Annotated in this window: 19 protein-coding genes; 10 read left to right on the plus strand and 9 right to left on the minus strand. The window is 69.4% G+C overall.

Annotated features, from left to right (window positions below; all coding sequences use genetic code 11):
• The 7 genes from AC1D15_RS04270 to AC1D15_RS04300 all read right to left on the minus strand — a co-directional run.
• The coding region (locus tag AC1D15_RS04270; protein ID WP_477825049.1) for an MSMEG_0570 family nitrogen starvation response protein at positions 1 to 226 on the minus strand (226 nt) is incomplete at its 3' end.
• Between the two features lie 12 nt (positions 227 to 238).
• Positions 239 to 1,447: an MSMEG_0565 family glycosyltransferase gene (locus AC1D15_RS04275; RefSeq protein WP_477825050.1), complete on the minus strand. Its 1,209-nt coding sequence runs from the start codon at positions 1,445 to 1,447 to the stop codon at positions 239 to 241.
• Entirely contained in the window at positions 1,444 to 2,616 is a 1,173-nt protein-coding gene (locus AC1D15_RS04280) for a sll0787 family AIR synthase-like protein (RefSeq protein WP_477825051.1), read from the minus strand. The genes AC1D15_RS04275 and AC1D15_RS04280 overlap by 4 nt, the downstream gene beginning before the upstream one ends.
• 4 nt (positions 2,617 to 2,620) lie before the next feature.
• The gene (locus AC1D15_RS04285; RefSeq protein WP_477825052.1) at positions 2,621 to 3,187 is read right to left on the minus strand and encodes an MSMEG_0567/Sll0786 family nitrogen starvation N-acetyltransferase; all 567 of its coding nucleotides are present in this window, start codon (positions 3,185 to 3,187) and stop codon (positions 2,621 to 2,623) included.
• 18 nt (positions 3,188 to 3,205) lie between these two features.
• A complete protein-coding gene (locus tag AC1D15_RS04290) occupies positions 3,206 to 4,288 on the minus strand; it encodes an MSMEG_0568 family radical SAM protein (RefSeq protein ID WP_047512974.1) in 1,083 nt (360 codons plus the stop codon).
• Positions 4,289 to 4,349: 61 nt separating this feature from the next.
• Positions 4,350 to 5,339, minus strand: coding sequence for a Nit6803 family nitrilase (locus AC1D15_RS04295; RefSeq protein ID WP_047512779.1), 990 nt, complete (start codon positions 5,337 to 5,339; stop codon positions 4,350 to 4,352).
• A complete protein-coding gene (locus AC1D15_RS04300) occupies positions 5,339 to 5,821 on the minus strand; it encodes an MSMEG_0572/Sll0783 family nitrogen starvation response protein (RefSeq protein ID WP_047512776.1) in 483 nt (160 codons plus the stop codon). The genes AC1D15_RS04295 and AC1D15_RS04300 overlap by 1 nt, the downstream gene beginning before the upstream one ends.
• A 296-nt stretch (positions 5,822 to 6,117) precedes the next feature.
• Here AC1D15_RS04300 and AC1D15_RS04305 point away from each other — a divergent pair, with 296 nt between their 5' ends.
• Together AC1D15_RS04305 and AC1D15_RS04310 are read left to right on the plus strand one after the other, a co-directional pair.
• On the plus strand, positions 6,118 to 7,506 hold the full coding sequence (locus AC1D15_RS04305) for an aminotransferase-like domain-containing protein (protein WP_047512774.1): 1,389 nt from the start codon (positions 6,118 to 6,120) through the stop codon (positions 7,504 to 7,506).
• 222 nt (positions 7,507 to 7,728) lie between these two features.
• Positions 7,729 to 9,483 (plus strand): methyl-accepting chemotaxis protein, encoded by a 1,755-nt coding sequence (locus AC1D15_RS04310; protein WP_477825053.1) that lies wholly within the window; start codon positions 7,729 to 7,731, stop codon positions 9,481 to 9,483.
• A gap of 34 nt (positions 9,484 to 9,517) precedes the next feature.
• Here the strand turns inward: AC1D15_RS04310 and AC1D15_RS04315 are convergent, their stop codons facing one another.
• Positions 9,518 to 10,345 (minus strand): glycoside hydrolase family 62 protein, encoded by an 828-nt coding sequence (locus AC1D15_RS04315; protein WP_489739960.1) that lies wholly within the window; start codon positions 10,343 to 10,345, stop codon positions 9,518 to 9,520.
• A gap of 44 nt (positions 10,346 to 10,389) precedes the next feature.
• Here AC1D15_RS04315 and AC1D15_RS04320 point away from each other — a divergent pair, with 44 nt between their 5' ends.
• Positions 10,390 to 10,728, plus strand: coding sequence for a hypothetical protein (locus AC1D15_RS04320; RefSeq protein ID WP_477825063.1), 339 nt, complete (start codon positions 10,390 to 10,392; stop codon positions 10,726 to 10,728).
• A 179-nt stretch (positions 10,729 to 10,907) separates the two neighbouring features.
• On the opposite strand, the gene AC1D15_RS04325 is transcribed toward AC1D15_RS04320, so the two are convergent.
• Positions 10,908 to 11,588: a FadR/GntR family transcriptional regulator gene (locus tag AC1D15_RS04325; RefSeq protein ID WP_477825054.1), complete on the minus strand. Its 681-nt coding sequence runs from the start codon at positions 11,586 to 11,588 to the stop codon at positions 10,908 to 10,910.
• 184 nt (positions 11,589 to 11,772) lie between these two features.
• Here AC1D15_RS04325 and AC1D15_RS04330 point away from each other — a divergent pair, with 184 nt between their 5' ends.
• The 7 genes from AC1D15_RS04330 to AC1D15_RS04360 form a co-directional block, all read left to right on the plus strand.
• Complete coding sequence (locus tag AC1D15_RS04330; protein WP_477825055.1) at positions 11,773 to 13,332, plus strand: sugar ABC transporter ATP-binding protein; 1,560 nt, start codon at positions 11,773 to 11,775, stop codon at positions 13,330 to 13,332.
• A 16-nt stretch (positions 13,333 to 13,348) separates the two neighbouring features.
• Positions 13,349 to 14,332, plus strand: a complete 984-nt coding sequence (locus AC1D15_RS04335) for an ABC transporter permease (protein WP_477825056.1) — start codon at positions 13,349 to 13,351, stop codon at positions 14,330 to 14,332.
• Positions 14,333 to 14,396: 64 nt separating this feature from the next.
• On the plus strand, positions 14,397 to 15,341 hold the full coding sequence (locus tag AC1D15_RS04340; RefSeq protein ID WP_477825057.1) for an ABC transporter substrate-binding protein: 945 nt from the start codon (positions 14,397 to 14,399) through the stop codon (positions 15,339 to 15,341).
• A 19-nt stretch (positions 15,342 to 15,360) separates the two neighbouring features.
• On the plus strand, positions 15,361 to 16,371 hold the full coding sequence (locus tag AC1D15_RS04345) for a zinc-binding alcohol dehydrogenase family protein (protein ID WP_477825058.1): 1,011 nt from the start codon (positions 15,361 to 15,363) through the stop codon (positions 16,369 to 16,371).
• An 11-nt stretch (positions 16,372 to 16,382) separates the two neighbouring features.
• Complete coding sequence (locus AC1D15_RS04350; protein WP_477825059.1) at positions 16,383 to 17,525, plus strand: mannitol dehydrogenase family protein; 1,143 nt, start codon at positions 16,383 to 16,385, stop codon at positions 17,523 to 17,525.
• A complete protein-coding gene (locus AC1D15_RS04355; protein ID WP_477825060.1) occupies positions 17,522 to 18,526 on the plus strand; it encodes an NAD-dependent epimerase/dehydratase family protein in 1,005 nt (334 codons plus the stop codon). The genes AC1D15_RS04350 and AC1D15_RS04355 overlap by 4 nt, the downstream gene beginning before the upstream one ends.
• 74 nt (positions 18,527 to 18,600) lie before the next feature.
• Positions 18,601 to 18,972, plus strand: a 372-nt coding sequence (locus AC1D15_RS04360) for a substrate-binding domain-containing protein (protein ID WP_477825061.1), incomplete at its 3' end; no start/stop codon positions are given.

The raw sequence follows: 18,972 nt of genomic DNA on the forward strand, positions 1-18,972 counted from the left end.
GCGCCTCGGTCTGCACGAGCTGGTCGCCGGCGCGCGAGCACGTGAAGCCGAACTTCGCCTGCACCCGTTCGTTGGCGATCGCGGTGGCCTCGCGCACGCGGCGCAGCAGGTCGTCGAGCGCGTAGTCCTCGCCGGCGCGCAGGTAGTCCTGGATCACGAGCGAGGGCGAGTAGCAGAGGGTCTCGCTGGCGTCGGGCCAGCGCAGCCGGTAGTGGAGTGCGGGCATGGCGATGTCGGCTCAAAGGGGAATCGGAAGGCGCTCGATGCGGGCGGGTGGGTGGATTCCGGCGTGCAGCGTGCGCAGGTACCAGGCCTCATGCAGCGCCGCGCTGCGTTCCCAGGCATGGGCACGGCACACGGGCGGCGGCTCGGCGAGCCTGGGCATGCGCGCGGCCGCCTGCAGGCCGGCGGCGATGGAGTCGGTGTCTTCCGGGTCGCACCATGCGACGGCGGGGCTGTCGGCCAGGTGCTCGGTGAAGGGCGGCCGCTTCGACACCAGCACCGGCGTGCCGCAGGCCAGCGCCTCCAGCGCGACYAGGCCGAAGCCTTCCACCAGCGAGGGCATGGCCAGCACGCGGGCGCGGCGCATGAGCGCGGGCAGCATCTCGTCGGCCAGCGGGCCGGTGAGCAGCACGGGCAGCTCCGCACCGGCGGCCGCGCCCAGGTCGGCGAGTGCCTGCCGCCAGGCGCGGCGGGCGCCGCTGTGGTCGAGCATGCTGGCACCGCCTGCGATCACCAGGCGCGCCTCGGCCCAGTCGGGATCGCGCCGGCGCAGCGCGGCGAAGGCATGCAGCAGCCGCACCGTGTTCTTGCGTTCCTCCACGCCACCCACCAGCAGGCACACCGGCGGGCCCGGGTCGTCGAGCCCGAGCGTGCGCAGGCGGTGCGCGTCACCCGCGTCGGGGGCGATGCGGTAGCGGCCGAGGTCGACGCCGTTGAACATGCGCTCCGGCCGCACGCCGTGCCGGTCGCGCAAGTGCGCGCACCAGGTGTCGCTGACGCAGGCCACGCCGTCGGCGGCTCGCCAGGCGCGCTCCTGCCAGCGGTTGAGCGTCTCCTGGGCGAAGACGTCGAGGTGGTGCACCGTGCGCAGCCAGCGCGGCAGGCCCAGGCCGCCGGCACGCAGCAGCGCGAGGGCGTTGCCGCTCACGCTGTCCTGCGCATGCAGCAGGTCGAAGCGGCCGCGCTGCAGCAGCGCGGGCAGCGCCTGCAACAGCGCGTCGATGCGCCGGCGCACCTGTTCGACGAGATCGCCGGTGAGCACCGGCAGGCGGATCAGCTCGACGGGAAAGCCGGTGCTGCGGAAGAGCGATTCGCCAGGCTCCGCCGACGCGATGACGGCGACCTGGTGGCCGCGCCGCATCAGCGCGTCGGCCAGCTCCAGCGTGTGGACCACGCCACCGCGCGGCCGCACGGAGTGGGTGAGCAACGCGATGCGCAGCGTCATGACAACCCCTCGCTCGATGAGTACATCGATCGATCCCCCGAGGGGAACGWTGGCCGCGGCTCCAAGCCCGCCTGCGCGGGCTTGGACGGCCAGAGTGCCAGTCGCGTCTCGTGACTGGCGCGGGCCGGCTTGGGAGCGGCCCGGCGCTCGGCCCGCCTCATGCGGCCGTCCACTCGGGCACCGATGAACGGTTCGCTGGCCAGGTCCCACAGCGTGGCGTGTGCGCCGGCCAGCGCCAGCGTGAGGCGGCTGCCCGGCTGCACGCCGCCGATGTCGGCGCAGGCGATGTCCTGCGAGCGAAAGACCGCCTGCACCGCCTCGGCCTGCGCCTCGCGCACGCTCAGCAGGTAGCCGTAGCTCGGGAAGGCGCACAGCCAGCGCAGGTGCGCGGCGAAGGCTTCCGGGCCCGTCTCGTGCCAGCCGGGCGTGCCGGTCGGCAGCGGCAGCCGGGCCAGGTCCACCTGCGCGCCGACATCCGAGCATTCGAGCAGCATCAGCAGGGTGCCCGGCACGCCCGCCATGCTGATGTCCTTGCCGGCATCGCACAGGCCGGCCTCGGCGATCTGCGGCAGCAGCGCGAGGTCCTTGCGCAGGCGCTGCGCGGGCGCCGAGGTCGACGCGTCCCAGAACGGGTGGCCGCCTTGCCACTGCCCGCGCAGGTCCACGGCCATCAGCAGCCGGTCGCCGGGCCGCGCCGCGAAGCTGCTGATCAGGCGCCGCGCACGACCGAGCACGGCCACCGCGAGCTGGCCGCCTGCGGCATGCAGGTTGCTGTGGCCGCCCACGAGCGGCACGCCATAGCGCTCGCACGCGGCACGCATGCCCGCGAGGAGCTGCCGCGCCAGCTCGGCATCGGCGGCCCAGAGCGCATCGACCACCGCGGTCGGGCGCCCGCCCATCGCAGCGATGTCGCTCAGGTTCACCATCACCCCGCTGTAGCCCGCGAACCAGGGCATGGCGTCGACGAAGTCCTGCACCAGCCCCTCGATGGCGAACAGCAGGTGGCCGTCGCCGGCGGGGTCGGGCAGCACCGCGCAATCGTCGCCGTTGGGCACGGCGGTGCGGCCGGCGACGCTGCCGAGCTGCGGCAGCACCGAGGCGATGTCGCGCTTGTGCCGGAACCCGCGGCTGTCGCGCAGCGCTGCGGCGAGTCGGGCGAGGTGGTCCATGGCGTCAGCCTTGCGCGAGCACGAAGCCGGCGTACGGCGTGGTGCACGGCGGGTAATGGGCCAGCGAGGCCWGCATCAGCGCATGCGGCCGGCCATGCAGCTCGCAGGTGTCGAGCTGCTGCCAGTGCAGGCGCTCGAACAGCGGCACGTTCTGCGCCTGCACATGGGCGAGGAACTCCCCGCAGCCGAGCGCGTGGGCGCTGCTCACCGCGAGCCGGATGAGGCTCGAGCCCAGCCGCCGGTGCTGTCGCCAGTCGGCCCGCACCGCCAGGCGCGACCCCCACCACACGCCGGGCGCCGCCTGGTGGATGCGCACGGTACCGATCACCTCGTCGGCCTCGCCGGCGAGGCAGGTGAGGGCCACGAGGGAACGGGTGCTGGCGTCGCGGTCGATCGCGTCGCGGTCATCGTGGGCGAACAGCGCCTGCTCCTCGCAGAACACGCGGCGGCGCAGCGCGAGGGCCTCGCGGTCCATCCACGGATCGCTCGCCCACTGGATGCGGAACTCCTGCGGCGCATAGGCCGGGTCGAGCTCGCACCAGGGCGGCAGGGGGGAGGCGTGGAGGTGCATCGCGGGGCTCCGGTGGGGTCAGGCCGACAGCGGCGTTTCGTAGCGCGACAGCGTGGAGCAGGCCGCGCAGCGCCCGCAGCCGGCCTTGATGTCGGCCGCGCGCACGCCGGCCTCGTCGACCAGGCGGCCGAGCGGCTCCAGCACGCTGCGCATGAACCCGGCCGATGGCGCGGGGTGGTCCTCCAGCGGCGTGCCGCTGATGGGCACGAAGGGCACGACGAAGGGATAGACGCCCATCGCGAGCAGCCGCCGGCTGGCCTCGAGCAGCGTCTCGGCGCTGTCACCCAGCCCCGCCAGCAGGTAGGTGCTGACCTGGCCGCGGCCGAACACCTGCACCGCCGCGCCGAACGCATCCCAGTAGCGCGCCATCGGCACCTCGGACTTGCCGGGCAGCAGGTGCCGGCGCAGGGTCTCGTCCACCACCTCGAGGTGCATGCCGAGCGTGTCGACGCCGGCCTCCTTGAGCCGCTGGAACCAGGCGTCGGTGTCGGGCGGCTCGCACTGCGCCTGCAGCGGCAGGTCGACCGCGGCGCGGATCGCCTGCGCGCTGTCGCACAACACCTTGGCGCCGCGGTCGGGCGTGGGCGGCGTGCCGGTGGTCATCACCATGTGCTTCACGCCGTCGAGTTCGACCGCGGCGCGCGCCACCTCGGCGAGCTGGGCAGGCGTCTTGTGCGCGATGGTGCGGCCGGCCGCGAGCGACTGCCCGATCGCGCAGAACCTGCAGGCCTTGCGCCGGCTCTCGTAGCGGATGCAGGTCTGCAGCACGGTGGTGGCGAGCACGTCGGCGCCATGCAGCGTGGCGATCTGCGCGTACGGGATGCCGTCGGCCGTGCTCAGGCCGTAGAAGCGGGGCTGGCGCGGAAAACTCACGCTCGCGATGGGAATGCTGCCGCGGCGCAGCACGCTGCGGCCGTCGGGGCCGGGCGCGTCGGCGACGAAGGGCGATGCGAAGGCGCCGGCGGTGTGCACCGGCACCATCAGCGTCACGCCGTCGACCGTCACCGCCTTGTGGTCCGACGGACCCGCGCCGCCGCGGCGGCTGGCCGCGCCGGCGCCGGGGTCGAGCAGCCGCATGCCTTGCGACTGCAGCTCGGTCATCAGCTCTGTCATCAGCTCTGTCGTCAGCGCGCGGGAAGCTGGCGGCAGCGCGAGCACGGCATCACTCATGGGCGGCTCCTTCGGGGTGGGGCAGGGCGGTCTCCTGCGAAGGCGGGGACGGCCAGGGAACGACGGTGCTGGCGGCATCGCGGCGGATCGCGAGGCTCAGCAGCTCGGGGCGGGCGTAGTGGCCCACCGAATCCATCATGCGTTTGCGCTTGGCGATGAGCGCCATGTCGAGGTCGGCGACCACGAGGCCTTCGCCTTCGGTCAGCGGCTCGGCGAGGTACCTGCCTTCGGGCGAGACGATGGCGGTGTGGCAGCCGCCGCGCAGCGCGCCCTGCAGCTTCTCGTCGGCGGTGATGGCACGCACCTGCTCGTCGCGCAGCCAGCCGGTCGCGTTGACGACGAAGCAGCCCGACTCCAGCGCGTGGTGGCGGATGGTCACGCCCATCTGGTCCGCAAAGACCTGGCCGACGAGCGAACCGGGGAACTGCGCGCAGTGGATCTCTTCGTGCGCGGCCATCAGCGCATAGCGCGCGAGCGGGTTGTAGTGCTCCCAGCAGGCGAGCGCCCCGACGCGGCCCACGCGGGTGGCGGCCGTCGTGAGCCCGGCACCGTCGCCTTGCCCCCACACCATGCGCTCGTGGTAGGTGGGCGTGATCTTGCGGCGCTTGAGCACGAGGCGGCCGTCGGCGTCGAAGACGAGCTGGGTGTTGTAGAGGCTGCCGTGGTCGCGCTCGTTGACGCCGAGCACCACCACCATGCCCGCCTCGCGCGCGGCGGCCGAGACCGCATCGGTGAGCGGGCCCGGCACGCTCGGCGCGCGCTCCATCAGCAGCAGGTGCGCCGGGCCTTGCTGCACCGGCGGCTGCACGAAGGAGAAGTAGGGGTAGTAGGGCACGCAGGTCTCGGGGAAGACGATCAGCTCCACGCCCCGGCGCGACGCCTCGCGCACGGTCTCGAGCACGCGGGCGAGCGTGCCGTCGGCGCTGTCCAGATCGGGTGCGATCTGGGCCGCGGCCGCGCGAACCGACCTGGGCGCCGGCATCACAGGGTCCAGGTGTCCAGGATGAAGGCGCCGGCCTTGCGGTGGAGCAGGACGACGTCCAGCACGTCCAGCGGGTTGATCGGGCGGATGCCTTCGATCAGCGCGCCTTCGCCATGCCCGTACAGCGCCTGGAGCGCGAAGCGGCAGGCGTAGACCTTGCCGCCTTCGGCGATGAACTTGGTGATCTGCTCGTTGAAGTTCTGGTGGCCGGGGAAGGCAGCGTCGCCGAGCTTCGGAAAGCCGCGCTTGACGCCCAGCGTGACGCCGGGACCGTACAGCAGGATCGAGGTGTCGAAGCCCTTGCGCTGCAGGCGCGTGGCCTGCAGCAGGTTGACGAAGCCGATCGAGCCCTCGAAGGCGACGGTGTGGAACGTCACGAGGGCCTTCTCGCCGGGGGCGGCCTTGACGTCCTCGAACACCTTCTCTTCGTAATCGACCAGGAAGTCGCCCTTCTGGGCGGCGGGGTGGGTGACGGTGGGCATGGATGTGTCCTCGCGTGGGTTGGAGACGTTCGACCGGCGGGGCGCGCCGGATGACGATGCCATTGCGAGCGATGTGCCACGCGCGGCCGGGGCCGGCCGATCAACATGCGATCAACGGGGCGTMGGCGGTTCGCGCTGCCGCGCTGCCGGCGCGGCGGCCGGCGGCACGGCCGCACCATCAGACTGCGGCGCGATGCAATCAATGCACCCGATCAAGGGCGGGCGTGCACCTCGAACGGCCCCCGGCATCGAGGGCAGGGCCGTGCAATCAGCGGGTCCGGCAGGCACACTGGGCCATGCCGTTTTCGCACTGGATCGCCCGCATCCGCAACAGCGGACTTCCCGCCTACCAGCTCATCCCCGAGCTGATCGCCGAAGACCTGCAGCAGGGCCGGCTGGCGCCGCGCGAGCGACTGCCGCCGCTGCGCGAGCTGGCGGGCACGCTGCAGCTCAACTACACGACGGTGGTGCGCGGCTTCGCGGCCGCGCGCGAACGCGGGCTCATCGCGTCGCGCCCCGGCATGGGCTCGTACGTGCGCGGCTCCTTCATCGGCCTGCCGCTGCGTGCGGGCACCGGTGCCGAGATGACGATGAACATGCCGCCGGAGATCGAGGACCACCCCGCGATGCAGGCGCTGCAGCACAGCGCGGCCGAGGCGATCACCGCGGCCACGCTGCACGACCTGATGCGCTACCAGGATTTCGGCGGCACGGCGCACGACCGGGCGCTCGCGGCGCACTGGCTCGCGCAGTGGGTGCCCGAGGCGCGGGCCGAGCGCGTGCTGGTCGCGCCGGGCATCCATGCCGTGCTGCTGGCGCTGGTCTCGATGCTGGTCAGGCCGGGCCAGGGCCTGTGCGTCGAGAGCCTCGTCTACCCGGGCATGAAGGCCATCGCGGCGCAGCTGGGGACGCAGTTGCAACCGCTGGCGATGGACGAGCACGGGCTCGTGCCGGAGGAGTTCGAAGCCGCGTGCAAGAGCACGCCGGTCGGCGCGCTGTACCTGTGCCCGAACCTGCACAACCCGACCACCGCCACGCTGCCGATGCGCCGCCGCGAGCAACTCGCCGACATCGCGCTGCGCTACAGCGTGCCGATCATCGAGGACGACGCCTACGGCATGCTCCCCGCCGCCACGCCGCCGGCGCTGGCCGACTACGCGGGCGCCATCACCTACTACATCAGCGGCCTGTCGAAGTGGCTGGGCGCGGGGGTCCGCGTCGCGTACGTGCTCGCGCCGACGCAGGCGGCGCAGCAGCGCCTCGCGGGGGCGCTGCGTGCGACGACGGTGATGGCATCGCCCTTCGTCAACGCGGTGGTCTCGCACTGGCTGGCGCACGGGCACTGCGACGCGGTGCTGGCCGCCGTGCGCGCCGAATGCGGCTGGCGCAGCACGCTGATGCGCGAGCGGCTCGGCGGGCTCGGCGTGCGCACGCACCCGCAGGGCTTCCACGGCTGGCTGCCGCTGCCCGGGGGCGAGGGCAACGGTTCATCGGCGAGCCGCATCGCCGGCGCGTTGCGCGAACTCGGCGTGGCCGCGGTGGCCGCCAACGCGTTCTCCACCGACCGGCAGCCGCCCGAGGGCCTGCGGCTGTGCCTGGGGGGCGGGCTCACGCGCGACGATTGCGGACGGGCGCTGCAGGCGGTGGCGGCGGCCTTGGGGAGGAGCGAGGCAGATCGGGCCTGACGCGTTGCTGCGCGCTCGCCAGCGGACGGACTGGAACGGGTTTTCTCGTGCACTTTCGCAGCAGGGCACTGTCCGGGGCCGGGCAGCGGCTCAAGCCCAGCCGCCGCGGGTCGATACGGTCTTCATGCCGCAGCATGTCCTCAGGGCGGCTCGCGCCGGGTACGGCTTGTACCGACCGGATCCAGGTTCTATTGCAAAGGTCCGCCCGTGAACTTCCACCGCATGAAACTCGGTACCAAGTTGATCAGCGCCTTCATCGGCGTCTGCCTCGTCGGCGCGGTCGTCAGCKCCATCGGCATCAGCAACATGGGCCGGATCAACGACGCGGGCGACAAGATCTACAAGATGGACATGATCGGCCTGTCGCTGGCCAAGGAGGCGAACATCAACCTGCTGTACGTCGGCCGTTCGCTGCGCAACGCATTGCTGGCCCCGACGGCAGAGCAGCGCACCAGCGCGCTTGCCAAGAGCGAGAAGGAGCTGGCGCTGCTGCGCGAGAACCTCGACAAGGCCAAGCCGCTGTTCTGGTCCGAGAAGGGGAAGGCCGCATTTGCCCAACTGGAAAGCGGTTGGCAGGAATACACCCAGGGCGTCAGGAAGCTGCAGGCGGACACGGCGTCGGCCAAGCTGGACGAGCGCGCCGAGATCACGAAGTACATGTTCGGGGACTTTGCACGGATCGTCACCAAGCTCGATGACGACATGTCGGCGCTGGCCGACGTCAAGGAGGCCAATGCCAAGCACGCTTCCGAAGCCAATGCGGCGAGTTTCCAGAATGCCCGCAATCTCATGCTGGCCCTGGTCACCGGTGCGTTGCTGCTGGGCATCGGCATCGGTTTCTGGCTGACGCGCGGCCTGGTGCGCCAGCTGGGCGCCGAACCGGCTGCGGCGGCCCACCTGGCCCAGAGCGTTGCCGGCGGTGACCTCAGCACGAACATCGACGTGCGCATCGGCGACACGACCAGCGTCATGGCCGCACTCAAGGCGATGCAGGCCAACCTGGCGCAAGTCGTCTCGAACGTGCGCAGCAACTCCGAGAGTGTCGCCACCGCATCGGSYCAGATCGCCCAGGGCAACCWGGACCTRAGCCAGCGCACCGAAGAACAGGCCTCGGCACTCGAACAGGCGGCCGCCTCGATGGAAGAGCTCAGCTCCACCGTCAAGCAGAACGCCGACAACGCCAGGCAAGCCAACCAACTCGCGGTCAACGCGAGCACGGTGGCCATCGAAGGCGGCGAAGTCGTGGGCCAGGTGGTGCAGACCATGAAGGCCATCAACGACAGCTCGAAGAAGATCACCGACATCATCAGCGTCATCGACGGCATCGCCTTCCAGACCAACATCCTCGCGTTGAACGCGGCGGTCGAAGCGGCGCGTGCAGGCGAGCAGGGCCGCGGCTTCGCCGTGGTGGCCGCCGAAGTGCGCAGCCTGGCCGGCCGTTCGGCCGAGGCGGCCAAGGAGATCAAGAGCCTGATCAACGCCAGCGTCGAGCGTGTGGAGCAAGGCACGACGCTCGTCGGCCAGGCCGGCGTCACGATGACCGAGGTGGTCAGCTCCATCAAGCGCGTGACCGACATCGTCAGCGAGATCAGCGCCGCCAGCAGCGAGCAGAGCGTGGGCGTTTCGCAGGTCGGCGAGGCGGTCAGCCAGATGGATCAGGTCACGCAGCAGAACGCAGCGCTGGTCGAAGAAAGCGCAGCCGCGTCCGAGAGCCTGAAGGTGCAGGCGCTGCACCTGGTGCAGGCCGTGGCCGTCTTCAAGCTGCCGGCCGGCAGCGCGGAACATCAAGCGCGCCCCGGCCCGGCCGACGACGTGCGCAGCCACGGCGAGCGCCGCGGGCCGGAGCGCGCGAAGAACGTGACTCGACCCGACTTCGGCAAGGCGAAGGCCAAGGGGCCCGCGGCCGGACCCCTCGCCACGCCGGCCGCCGCGGTGGCGGTGGCGCGCACCGGCACCGACGACTGGGCCAGCTTCTGATCGGGGGAGCGGGCGGGGTTCAGTTGCTGTACGGCTACCGCGCCCGGATCAATCCGAGGCGATACGGAAGGCGCTCGTAGCTCGCAGTCGAACCTGGGTCGACCCCTTGGTACAGGAACTGCATGTTGCAGGCGTTGATGGTGAGCGTTTCGTCGTAGCCGGCGCGAATCATTTCGCCGTGGCTGATGTCGTTCGTCCATTTCGCGCCGTCGAACGAGACGTTTGCAGCGCCCGCGAAGGGGGCGGACTGCTTGTCTGCCAAGGCAGTCCAGGGGCCATCCAGGCTGGTCGACGTCCAGGACCGGAAATAGCGCGGCCCGTAAGCCTCGACCAGCAGGAGGTACTTGTTCGTGCCTTCGACCTTGTACACGTTGCTGGCTTCGAACAGTTTGCCCGCCACCGGGTCGGACATCACCGTTTCATAGCCGGAAAAGTTGGGGAAGTTGCCGATGGCGGTCTTGGAGCGATAGAGCTTCCCGTCGTCGCCGGAGAAGAACAGGTGGCAATTGGCGCTGTCGCAGATGACCCAGTAGTCGATTCCGTTGGACGGACCGCCGCTCAGCAGGGGCTTGGGCGCGCTCCATCCGTCGGGATTGGCGATGTCGGTGTTGGTGGAGTACTTGGCACCCCATTGCGAAATCAGGTACCACTTGTTGTGCGGCCGGAAGTAGAAGACCTGCGGCGCGACTGAGTCGCCCACGGGCTTGTTGGCAAGCGGCACCTGTACCGCGCTCGCGGCCTTCGAGAAGTCGCTGAAGTTCATGTAGACGGCGCTCCACGCATTCCTCGACGTATCGAAGACCGTCGCAAAGACGTGATAGAGATCGTTGTAGCGAACGATCGTCGGATCCTTGATCGACACGAAGTTGGCCGATTGCGGCGCAATCAGGGCCTGCGTAGAGACCCATGAAAAGGTGGAAGGCAGGTCGCAGGCCGCAGGCGCAGGCGCAGGCGCAGGCGCAGGTGCAGGCGCAGGCGCAGGTGCAGGTGCAGGCGCAGGCGCAGGCGCAGGTGCAGGTGCAGGTGCAGGTGCAGGTGCAGGTGCAGGTGCAGGTGCAGGTGCAGGTGCAGGTGCAGGTGCAGGTGCGGGTGCAGGTGCAGGTGCAGGTGCTGGGGCCGACCCAACGGGTGCCGCGGCAGGGCCCGAGTCATTGCCTCCCCCGCAGGCAGACAGCACCATGGCGCACAGCAGGATGCTGGTTGCAGTCGCGCGTCCGTGACGTTGGCTTGGCATGCTCATCGTGAAGATCCTGTTGCGTCAGAGTTKGCGCGGCACGCCCATGTCGGTCGACACGCGGTGCCCTCGATTCCGGCGCCAGTGTCTGAGTCGCGATGCCAGGAAAGCTGACGAAACTTGCGGAGTCGACGGATGCCACGCGGGGTGTTGGCACAGCGAGACGCCATGCAACAGGATGCAAATTCCGTCAGCCACCGACCCAGCGTTCCTCCGACAGCTTGAGGTGCGTGTGCATCGCGGACTGGGCGGCCAGTGGGTCACGCGCTTCGATGGCGCGAAGAATGGCCTCGTGTTCCTTCAGCGCAAGATTCCAGGTGCGGGCGTTCTCGTAGCGTGAACTGATCTTGGCCGAGATCGGGCTGTGGCGTTCGTCGAACAGCTCCGCCACGATCCGCACCATCACCGAGTTGCCGCTCATCTCAGCGATGGTCAGGTGGAACTGCCGGTCGTGGTCGATCGGAATGCGGCGCTTGGCGACCTCGCTGCGCATGCCTCCGACGATCTCGCGCAGGCGCAGCAGCGCCGACTCGCTCCCGTGTGCGCAGGCGAGCATGACCACCGAACCCTCGAACGCCGCGCGCGCCTGCATGAGCTCGCTCGGGCTTTCGCCCAGTGCGGCCGTCATCTCGGGCGGCCGTTCCGCCCGGGCGCACACATACACGCCGGATCCGCTCCGGATCTCCACGCTGCCTTCGACGTCGAGCGCGATCAAGGCTTCACGCAGCGAGGGCCGCGACACACCCAGCTGCTGCGCCAGGTCGCGCTCCGGCGGCAGCCGCGTGCCGGTGTCGAAACCACCTTGCTGGATGAGCTCGCGGATCTGGTCGGCGATCTGCTGGTAGAGCCGGCGGGGCTCGACCTGCTTCAACTGAAGGGTCATGGCGGGTCCGGGAAATTGGCCTGACCATGATAGCGACATCGTTTGCCCGATGCCGCCTCCGACGCAGCAACGCACCGGCAGATTCAGGGAATGTCCCAGGTTCCCCGGTAGATCTTGGTCAGRCCAAATCGCAACTGATCGGTAAGGTGGTTTGACCAAAAGGAGACACGACTTGCAGCTTCACGCAGAGCCAGCCGGCACGGCGGACTCGCCACGCCGCGCATCGCCCGAACCCTTGCTGAGCCTGCACGGCATCGGCAAGCGGTTCCTCGCGGTGACCGCGCTGCAAGGCGTGAACTTCGAGCTGCGCCGCGGCGAAGTGCATGCCGTGTGCGGCGAGAACGGCGCAGGCAAATCGACGCTCATGAAGATCGTCAGCGGACAGCTGCAGCCCGACGAGGGGCACATCGCGTTCAAGGGCACGCGGATCCGCTTTGCCTCGACCCGCGAGGCCGAGGCCGCCGGCATCGCGATGATCCACCAGGAGCTCAATCTCGTCCCCCACCTGTCGGTGGCCGAAAACATCTTCCTGGCCCGCGAGCCGGGCCGGGGCGGGTGGATCGACCGGGCGAAACTCCATGCCGGCGCCACGGCCTGCCTGCAGCGGCTGGGCGTGGACATCGCCCCGACGCACCTGGTGCGCACGCTGTCGGTGGCGCAGCGGCAGATGGTCGAGATCGCCAAGGCGCTGTCGCTGGATGCGGAAGTCCTCATCATGGACGAGCCCACCTCGTCGCTCACCGAGACGGAAACCGAGCAACTCTTCAAGGTCATCCACGAGCTCAAGCGCGCCGGCGTCGGCGTGGTCTACATCTCGCATCGGCTCGACGAGATGGCGCACATCGTCGACCGCGTGACGGTGCTGCGCGATGGCCGCCACGTGAGCACCGATGACTTCGCCGCGACGACGGTCGACCGCATCGTCGAGCGGATGGTCGGCCGCCCGCTGGAAGACAAGTTCCCGCCCGCCACGCGGGTGCCGACCACCGAGGTCCTGATGTCGGTGCGCGGCCTGGCGCGCCAGCAGGCGTTCGAAGGCATCGGCTTCGACCTGCGGCGCGGAGAAATCCTCGGCTTCGCAGGACTCCTGGGGGCCGGCCGCACCGAGGCGGCGCGAGCGGTCTTCGGCGCCGACCTCCCGGACGCCGGCACCGTGCAGCTGGGCGGCCAGGTGCTGCGCATCCGGTCGCCGCGAGACGCGATCCGCCACGGCATCGCCTACCTGTCGGAAGACAGAAAGCACGACGGCCTCGCGATCGACATGCCGCTGGTGCACAACGTCACGATGGCCAACATGGCGGCGGTGTCGGGTCGTGCGGGCTTCATCCGCTTCAGGGAGGAAGAGGCGTCCGCCCGGCGCTTCGTCGACTCGCTGGCCATCCGCACGCCGTCTGCACGCCAGCTGGTGCGACTGCTGTCGGGCGGCAACCAGCAGAAGGTCGTGATCGCCAAATGGCTGTTCCGCGACTCGCGCGTGCTGTTCTTCGACGAGCCCACGCGCGGCATCGACGTGGGCGCGAAGTACGCCATCTACCAACTGCTCGACGAACTCGCCGCGCAAGGCATCGGCGTGGTGCTCATCAGCTCGGAGCTGCCCGAGATCCTGGGCATGACCGATCGGGTGGCGGTGTTCCATGCCGGGCGCATCACCGGCACGCTCGACACGCGCAGGACCTCACAGGAAGAAATCATGCATTTCGCCTCGGGCCGGCCGGCACGCGCGGCTGCATGACCAGGCCAGGCACCCCATGACCGACAAGCAGAAAGACCTGTTCCAGAAGTTCGCGGCGCTGGCGAGCCTGATCGCGCTCACGGCGGTGTTCTCGTTCGTGAGCGACTCGTTCCTCTCCGTCGGCAACGGCATGACGGTCGCGCTGCAGGTGACCTCCATCGCCTACCTCGGCATCGGCGCGACCTGCGTGATCATCACCGGCGGGATCGACCTGTCGGTGGGCGCCATCCTCGCGTTGGCGGGTGTCGTCGCCGCGCTGGCGGTGAAGGCGGGCCTGCCGGTGCCGCTGGGCATGCTGTGCGGGCTGGCGGTGGGGGCCTTGTGCGGGCTCGTCAACGGCCTGTGCGTGACCTTGCTCAGGCTGCCGCCGTTCATCGCGACGCTGGGCATGATGATGGTCGCGCGCGGCGTGGCGCTGCAGATCACCGATGCCAAGGCCATCGGCGGACTCGGCGAGGGGTTCGCGGCACTCGGCAACGGATCGCTGGGCCGCATCGTCAAGATCGGCGCCGATGGATTCCCGGACGTCGTGTTCCCGGGCATTCCCTACCCGGTGCTGCTGATGATCGCGCTGGCCGTCGCGGTGGCGGTGCTGCTCAACCGCACCACGCTCGGCCGCTTCATCTATGCCATCGGTTCGAACACCGAGGCGGCGCGCCTGTCGGGCGTGGACGTGCGCGGCGTCACCGTCTTTGCCTACGTGCTGTCGGGAACGCTCGCGGGGCTGACGGGCTGCGTGCTCATGTCGCGCCTGGTCACCGCCCAACCGAGCGAAGGCCTGATGTACGAGCTCGACGCGATCGCCGCCGCGGTGATCGGCGGCACCTCGCTATCGGGTGGCGTCGGGACGATATCGGGCACCGTCATCGGTGCCTTCGTGATCGGCATCCTGCGCAACGGCCTGAACATGGGCGGCGTGTCCGCCTTCACGCAGCAAATCATCATCGGTCTGGTCATCCTGCTCACCGTGTGGATCGACCAGATGCGTCATCGCAGATGACACCTCACCGGCAGGCCCGCCCGGGAATTGGAGAGAGACAAGCTCGTTCATCAAGAGGACTGACATGAAAAAATTCCTGACCACCCTGTTCGCATCCACGTTCCTGTTCGCCGCATCTGCGGCATCGTCCGCAGACAAGGAGATCGCCGTCATCGTGAAGACCGCGAACTCGGATTTCTGGCAGAACGTGAAGAAGGGATCGATCGCCGCCGCCGGCGAACTCAAGGGCTACACCGCCAGCTTCCAGGGCGCGGCGTCGGACACCGATCTCGCCGGCCAGGTCGCGCTGGTCGAGAACGCCGTGAACCGCAAGGTGGCGGCCATCGTGCTCGCGCCGTCCGATCCCGATGCGCTGATTCCCGCGATGAAGAAGGCCTGGGAGGCCAAGATCCCGGTGATCCTGATCGACTCCGCGGCCAGCGACGCGGGCAAGGACTACTACCAGTCCTTCCTCGCCACGGACAACAAGAAGGCGGGCGAACTGTGCGCGCAGGCCCTGATCGCCAAGATCGGCACGACGGGCAAGATCGCGATCATGTCGTACACGGCAGGCTCCGGTTCGGAGATCGGCCGCGTCGGGGGCTTCCGCAAGTACATCGAGGCCCACTCGAAGCTGCAGGTCGTGGGCCCGTTCTATTCGAACTCGCAGATGGGAACGGCGTTGAACCAGACCACCGACGTGCTCGCGGCGAACGCCGACCTGAAGGGCATCTTCGGCGCCAACGAGCCGACCGCGATCGGCATGGGCCGCGCGCTCGTGCAGTCGGGCAAGGCGGGCAAGGTGGTGGCCATCGGCTTCGACGGCAACGGCGACCTGCAGGGCTTCATCAAGGACGGCACGCTCGAAGCCATCGCCGTGCAGAGCGCCTACCAGATGGGCCACCTGGGCGTGAAGACTGCGGTCGAAGCGAGCCAGGGCAAGAAGGTGCCGAAGTTCCTCGACACCGGCGTGGTGATGGTGACCAAGAAGAACATCGAGTCGACCGAAGCGAAGAACGTCCTGTACTGACCGACTCGAAGGGAGCGTCATGCTGACCGTGATCTGCGACACCCCGGGCACCTTGCGTGTCGTGGACAGGGAGATGCCCCTGCGCGGCGAAGGCGAGGTGCTGCTGCGGGTGCGGCGGGTGGGGGTGTGCGGTACCGACCTGCACATCTTCACCGGCCATCAACCCTATCTCGACTACCCGCGCGTCATGGGCCACGAGTTCTCCGGCACCGTGGCCGAAGCACCCGCCGGCAGTGCGCTGGCGGTCGATGACCCGGTGTTCGTGATGCCCTACCTGTCGTGCGGCCGCTGCATCGCATGCCGCCAGGGCAAGACCAACTGCTGCGTGGCCATCCAGGTGCTGGGCGTCCACCGCGACGGGGCCTTCACCGAGTACATCAGCGTTCCACAGGCCTTCGTTCACAAGGCAGAAGGCGTCACGCTCGACCAGGCGGCGATGCTCGAGTTCCTGGCCATCGGCGCACACGCCGTGCGGCGTGGCGACGTCCAGCCCGGCCAGCGCGTGCTGGTCGTCGGCACCGGGCCCATCGGCATGGCGGCACTGGCGTTCGCCGTCCTGCGCGGCGCCACCGTCACCGCGCTCGACACGCGCCGCGATCGCGTCGACTTCTGTTGCGAGCACCTCGGCGCGCATGCCGGCGTGACGATCGGCCAGGGCGACGAGGCGGAGCTGTCGCGGCTGACCGGCGGCGACTTCTTCGACGTCGTGTTCGACGCCACCGGCAACGCCCGCGCCATGGAACGCGGCTTTCGTTTCATCGCCCACGGCGGCAAGTACGTGCTGGTCTCCGTCGTGCGCGACGACATCGCCTTCGCCGACCCCGAGTTCCACAAGCGCGAGGCGACCCTGCTGGGCAGCCGCAACGCCACGATGGAGGATTTCGAGACCGTGCTCGCCGCCATGCGTGCGGGCAGGATCCCGCACGCGGCGCTGAACACGCACCGGCTCGCTCTCGCGAACCTGCCCGCCGACTTCGTGCAGCTGCTCGACCCGTCGCGGCGCGTGGTCAAGGCCATCGTCGAGTGCTGAGGGTTCGCACCATGGCATTGCCCATCCTTCAGTTCGGCACCGGCCGCTTCCTGCAGGCGCACGTGGACCTGTTCGTGTCGCAGGCGCTCGCGCGGGGCGAGGCCCTCGGAGGCATCGCCGTCGTGCAGACGACGGGCAGCGTGCAGAGCACGGCGCGAACGGCCGCGCTGGCCGGCGGCGCGGGCTATCCCGTCGAGGTTCGCGGCCTGCTCGACGGGCGCCGCGTGTCCGAGACCGTGCACGTCGACTCGGTGCGGCAGGCCTGGCATGCGGACACCCATTGGCCGCAGGTCATGGAGGCCGTCGCGACGGACGTCCGCGTCATCGTGTCGAACACGGGCGAACGCGGCTACGCGCTCGATCCCGCCGACGGGCTGTCCTTGTTGTCCGGTGCCGGCACGGCCGCGCCGCGCAGCTTCCCTGCGAAGCTGGCCGTGCTGCTGTATCGCCGCTGGCGGCATCAGCCGGGCGGTGGGCCGTCCCTGTTCCCGTGCGAGCTCGTGCCGAGGAACGGCGATGCGCTGCGTGCAGTCGTCTGCGAACTCGCGAAGGCGTGGCAGGCGCCGGCGTCCTTCATCGACTACCTGCACGACGAGTGCGTGTGGGTCAACTCGCTGGTCGATCGCATCGTGTCGGAGCCCCTCGTTCCGGTCGGCGCGGTCGCCGAACCGTATGCCCTGTGGGCGATCGAGCGGCAACGCGCAATGGTGCTGCCGTGCACACATCCGGCCATCGTCCTGACCGACGAACTGGGGCGCTTCGAGCGATTGAAGCTGATGCTGCTGAACCTCGGTCACACGTTTCTCGCCGAACGCTGGCTGGCCGGCGGGCGGCCGCGCGATGAAACCGTCCTGCAGGCCCTGGGCGATGCGTCGTTGCGCGCCGAGCTGGAAGCGGTCTGGAACGACGAGGTGATGCCGGTGTTCGACGCCCTCGGCGAAGGCCGCGAGGCGCGCGACTACCTCGCCGTCCTTCGCGATCGCCTGCTCAATCCGTTCCTTGCACATCGCCTTGCCGACATCGCGCAGAACCACGCGTCGAAGAAGCAGGCACGCATCGGCCTGCTGCTGTCCCATGCGGACAGGCTCGGACTGCCGCCGACGCAGACGAGGCTGAGAGCGGCCATGGCCACCGATGAGGAGCTGCATTCATGAAGCGAACCGGTGAGGGCAGGGGCCGGATGCTCGTCACGGGCGCGGCCGGCAAGGTGGGGCAGGCCTTTCTTGGGCGCGCGCTGCACGATCCGGCGTTCGACCGCTTCGTGTTTCGCGCCTTCACGCATCGACGGGCCCTCGAGGCGCACGATCGCCTCGAATGCGTGCAGGGCTCGATCCAGAACCGCGACGATGTCAACCGCGCCCTGGACGGCGTGACCCATGTGCTGCACCTGGCCACCAGCAAGGAAACGCCCGACGACGTCATGGACGTTGCCGTGAAGGGCATGTTCTGGCTGCTCGAGGCCTGCCGCAGCAGCCCGGGCTTCGAACAGTTCCTGCTCGTCGGTGGTGATGCAGGCGTGGGCCACTTCTTCTATCCGCACCCGGTGCCGGTCGTCGAGACACAGCCCCACAGCGCCTACCCCGGCTGCTATGCCTTGTCGAAGGTGCTCGAAGAAGTGATGCTGCAGCAGTACTTCGTCCAGTACGGCCTCAACGGCTGCTGCCTGCGCGCCCCCTGGATCATGGAGAAGGACGACTTCAGGTTCCAGCTGTCCTTCGGCCCCGATGTGTTCGGCGGGCCGCGCTGGTGCGATCTGGTGGGCGCCGAAGCAGCCGCCGCACATGTCGCCAGCGGTGCGGTGCCCGTGATGCTCGACGAGGCGGGCGTTCCGGTGCAGCGCAATTTTGTGCATGTGGACGACCTCGTCGACGCCATCTGCATCGCGGTCGATCACCCTCGGGCGCGGCAGCAGCTGATGAACATCGCCATGGACGAGCCGGTCGACTACGGCGTGCTGGGCGACTACCTCGCTCGCACGCGGGGCGTGCCGTTCGTGCCCGTCAGGACGACGTACCACTCGACCTGGCTCGACAACACCAAGGCCCGATTTCTTCTCGGCTGGCGGCCGAAGTACGACATGGCCAGGCTGGTCGAGACAGCCTGGTCGTATCGCCGCGCCCTCGACGACCCGCGCCAGGTCTGGTACCCGGGCTGAGGGCCGCGGCATCACCCGGACCCGGGTGGCATCCCGCCATGCCGGCCTGTCCTGTTCCATCGGAAGGAGACATCATGCAGATGAACAAGAGAACGCTGGTCGCCAGCCTGCTCGCCGCGGCGGGCTGGTCGCTCGCTCCCGGCTTGTGTGCGGCCGCGGGCAAGCGACTGGTGATCGGTTTCGCGCAGACCGGCGCGGAGAGCGAATGGCGCACGGCGAACACCGAATCGGTGAAGTCCGCGGCGAAGGCCGCCGACGTCGACCTGAAGTTCTCCGACGGGCAGCAGAAGCAGGAGAACCAGATCAAGGCGATCCGGGCCTTCATCGCGCAGAAGGTCGACGTGATCATCCTCGCGCCGCTGGTGACGACCGGCTGGGACACGGTGCTGAAGGAAGCGAAGGCGGCGAAGATTCCGGTCATCCTCGAGAGCCGCAACGTCGAGGTC

The organism is Rhizobacter sp. P2_H2, from assembly GCF_056403375.1.

What these genes read in the sequence shown, in the direction of transcription:
- AC1D15_RS04290 (WP_047512974.1), bottom strand. Translation starts at nt 4,288, where the DNA reads ATGACCGAGCTGCAGTCGCAAGGCATGCGGCTGCTCGACCCCGGCGCC.
- AC1D15_RS04295 (WP_047512779.1), bottom strand. Translation starts at nt 5,339, where the DNA reads ATGCCGGCGCCCAGGTCGGTTCGCGCGGCCGCGGCCCAGATCGCACCC.
- AC1D15_RS04300 (WP_047512776.1), bottom strand. Translation starts at nt 5,821, where the DNA reads ATGCCCACCGTCACCCACCCCGCCGCCCAGAAGGGCGACTTCCTGGTC.
- AC1D15_RS04305 (WP_047512774.1), top strand. Translation starts at nt 6,118, where the DNA reads ATGCCGTTTTCGCACTGGATCGCCCGCATCCGCAACAGCGGACTTCCC.
- AC1D15_RS04320 (WP_477825063.1), top strand. Translation starts at nt 10,390, where the DNA reads ATGAAAAGGTGGAAGGCAGGTCGCAGGCCGCAGGCGCAGGCGCAGGCG.
- AC1D15_RS04335 (WP_477825056.1), top strand. Translation starts at nt 13,349, where the DNA reads ATGACCGACAAGCAGAAAGACCTGTTCCAGAAGTTCGCGGCGCTGGCG.
- AC1D15_RS04340 (WP_477825057.1), top strand. Translation starts at nt 14,397, where the DNA reads ATGAAAAAATTCCTGACCACCCTGTTCGCATCCACGTTCCTGTTCGCC.
- AC1D15_RS04345 (WP_477825058.1), top strand. Translation starts at nt 15,361, where the DNA reads ATGCTGACCGTGATCTGCGACACCCCGGGCACCTTGCGTGTCGTGGAC.
- AC1D15_RS04350 (WP_477825059.1), top strand. Translation starts at nt 16,383, where the DNA reads ATGGCATTGCCCATCCTTCAGTTCGGCACCGGCCGCTTCCTGCAGGCG.
- AC1D15_RS04355 (WP_477825060.1), top strand. Translation starts at nt 17,522, where the DNA reads ATGAAGCGAACCGGTGAGGGCAGGGGCCGGATGCTCGTCACGGGCGCG.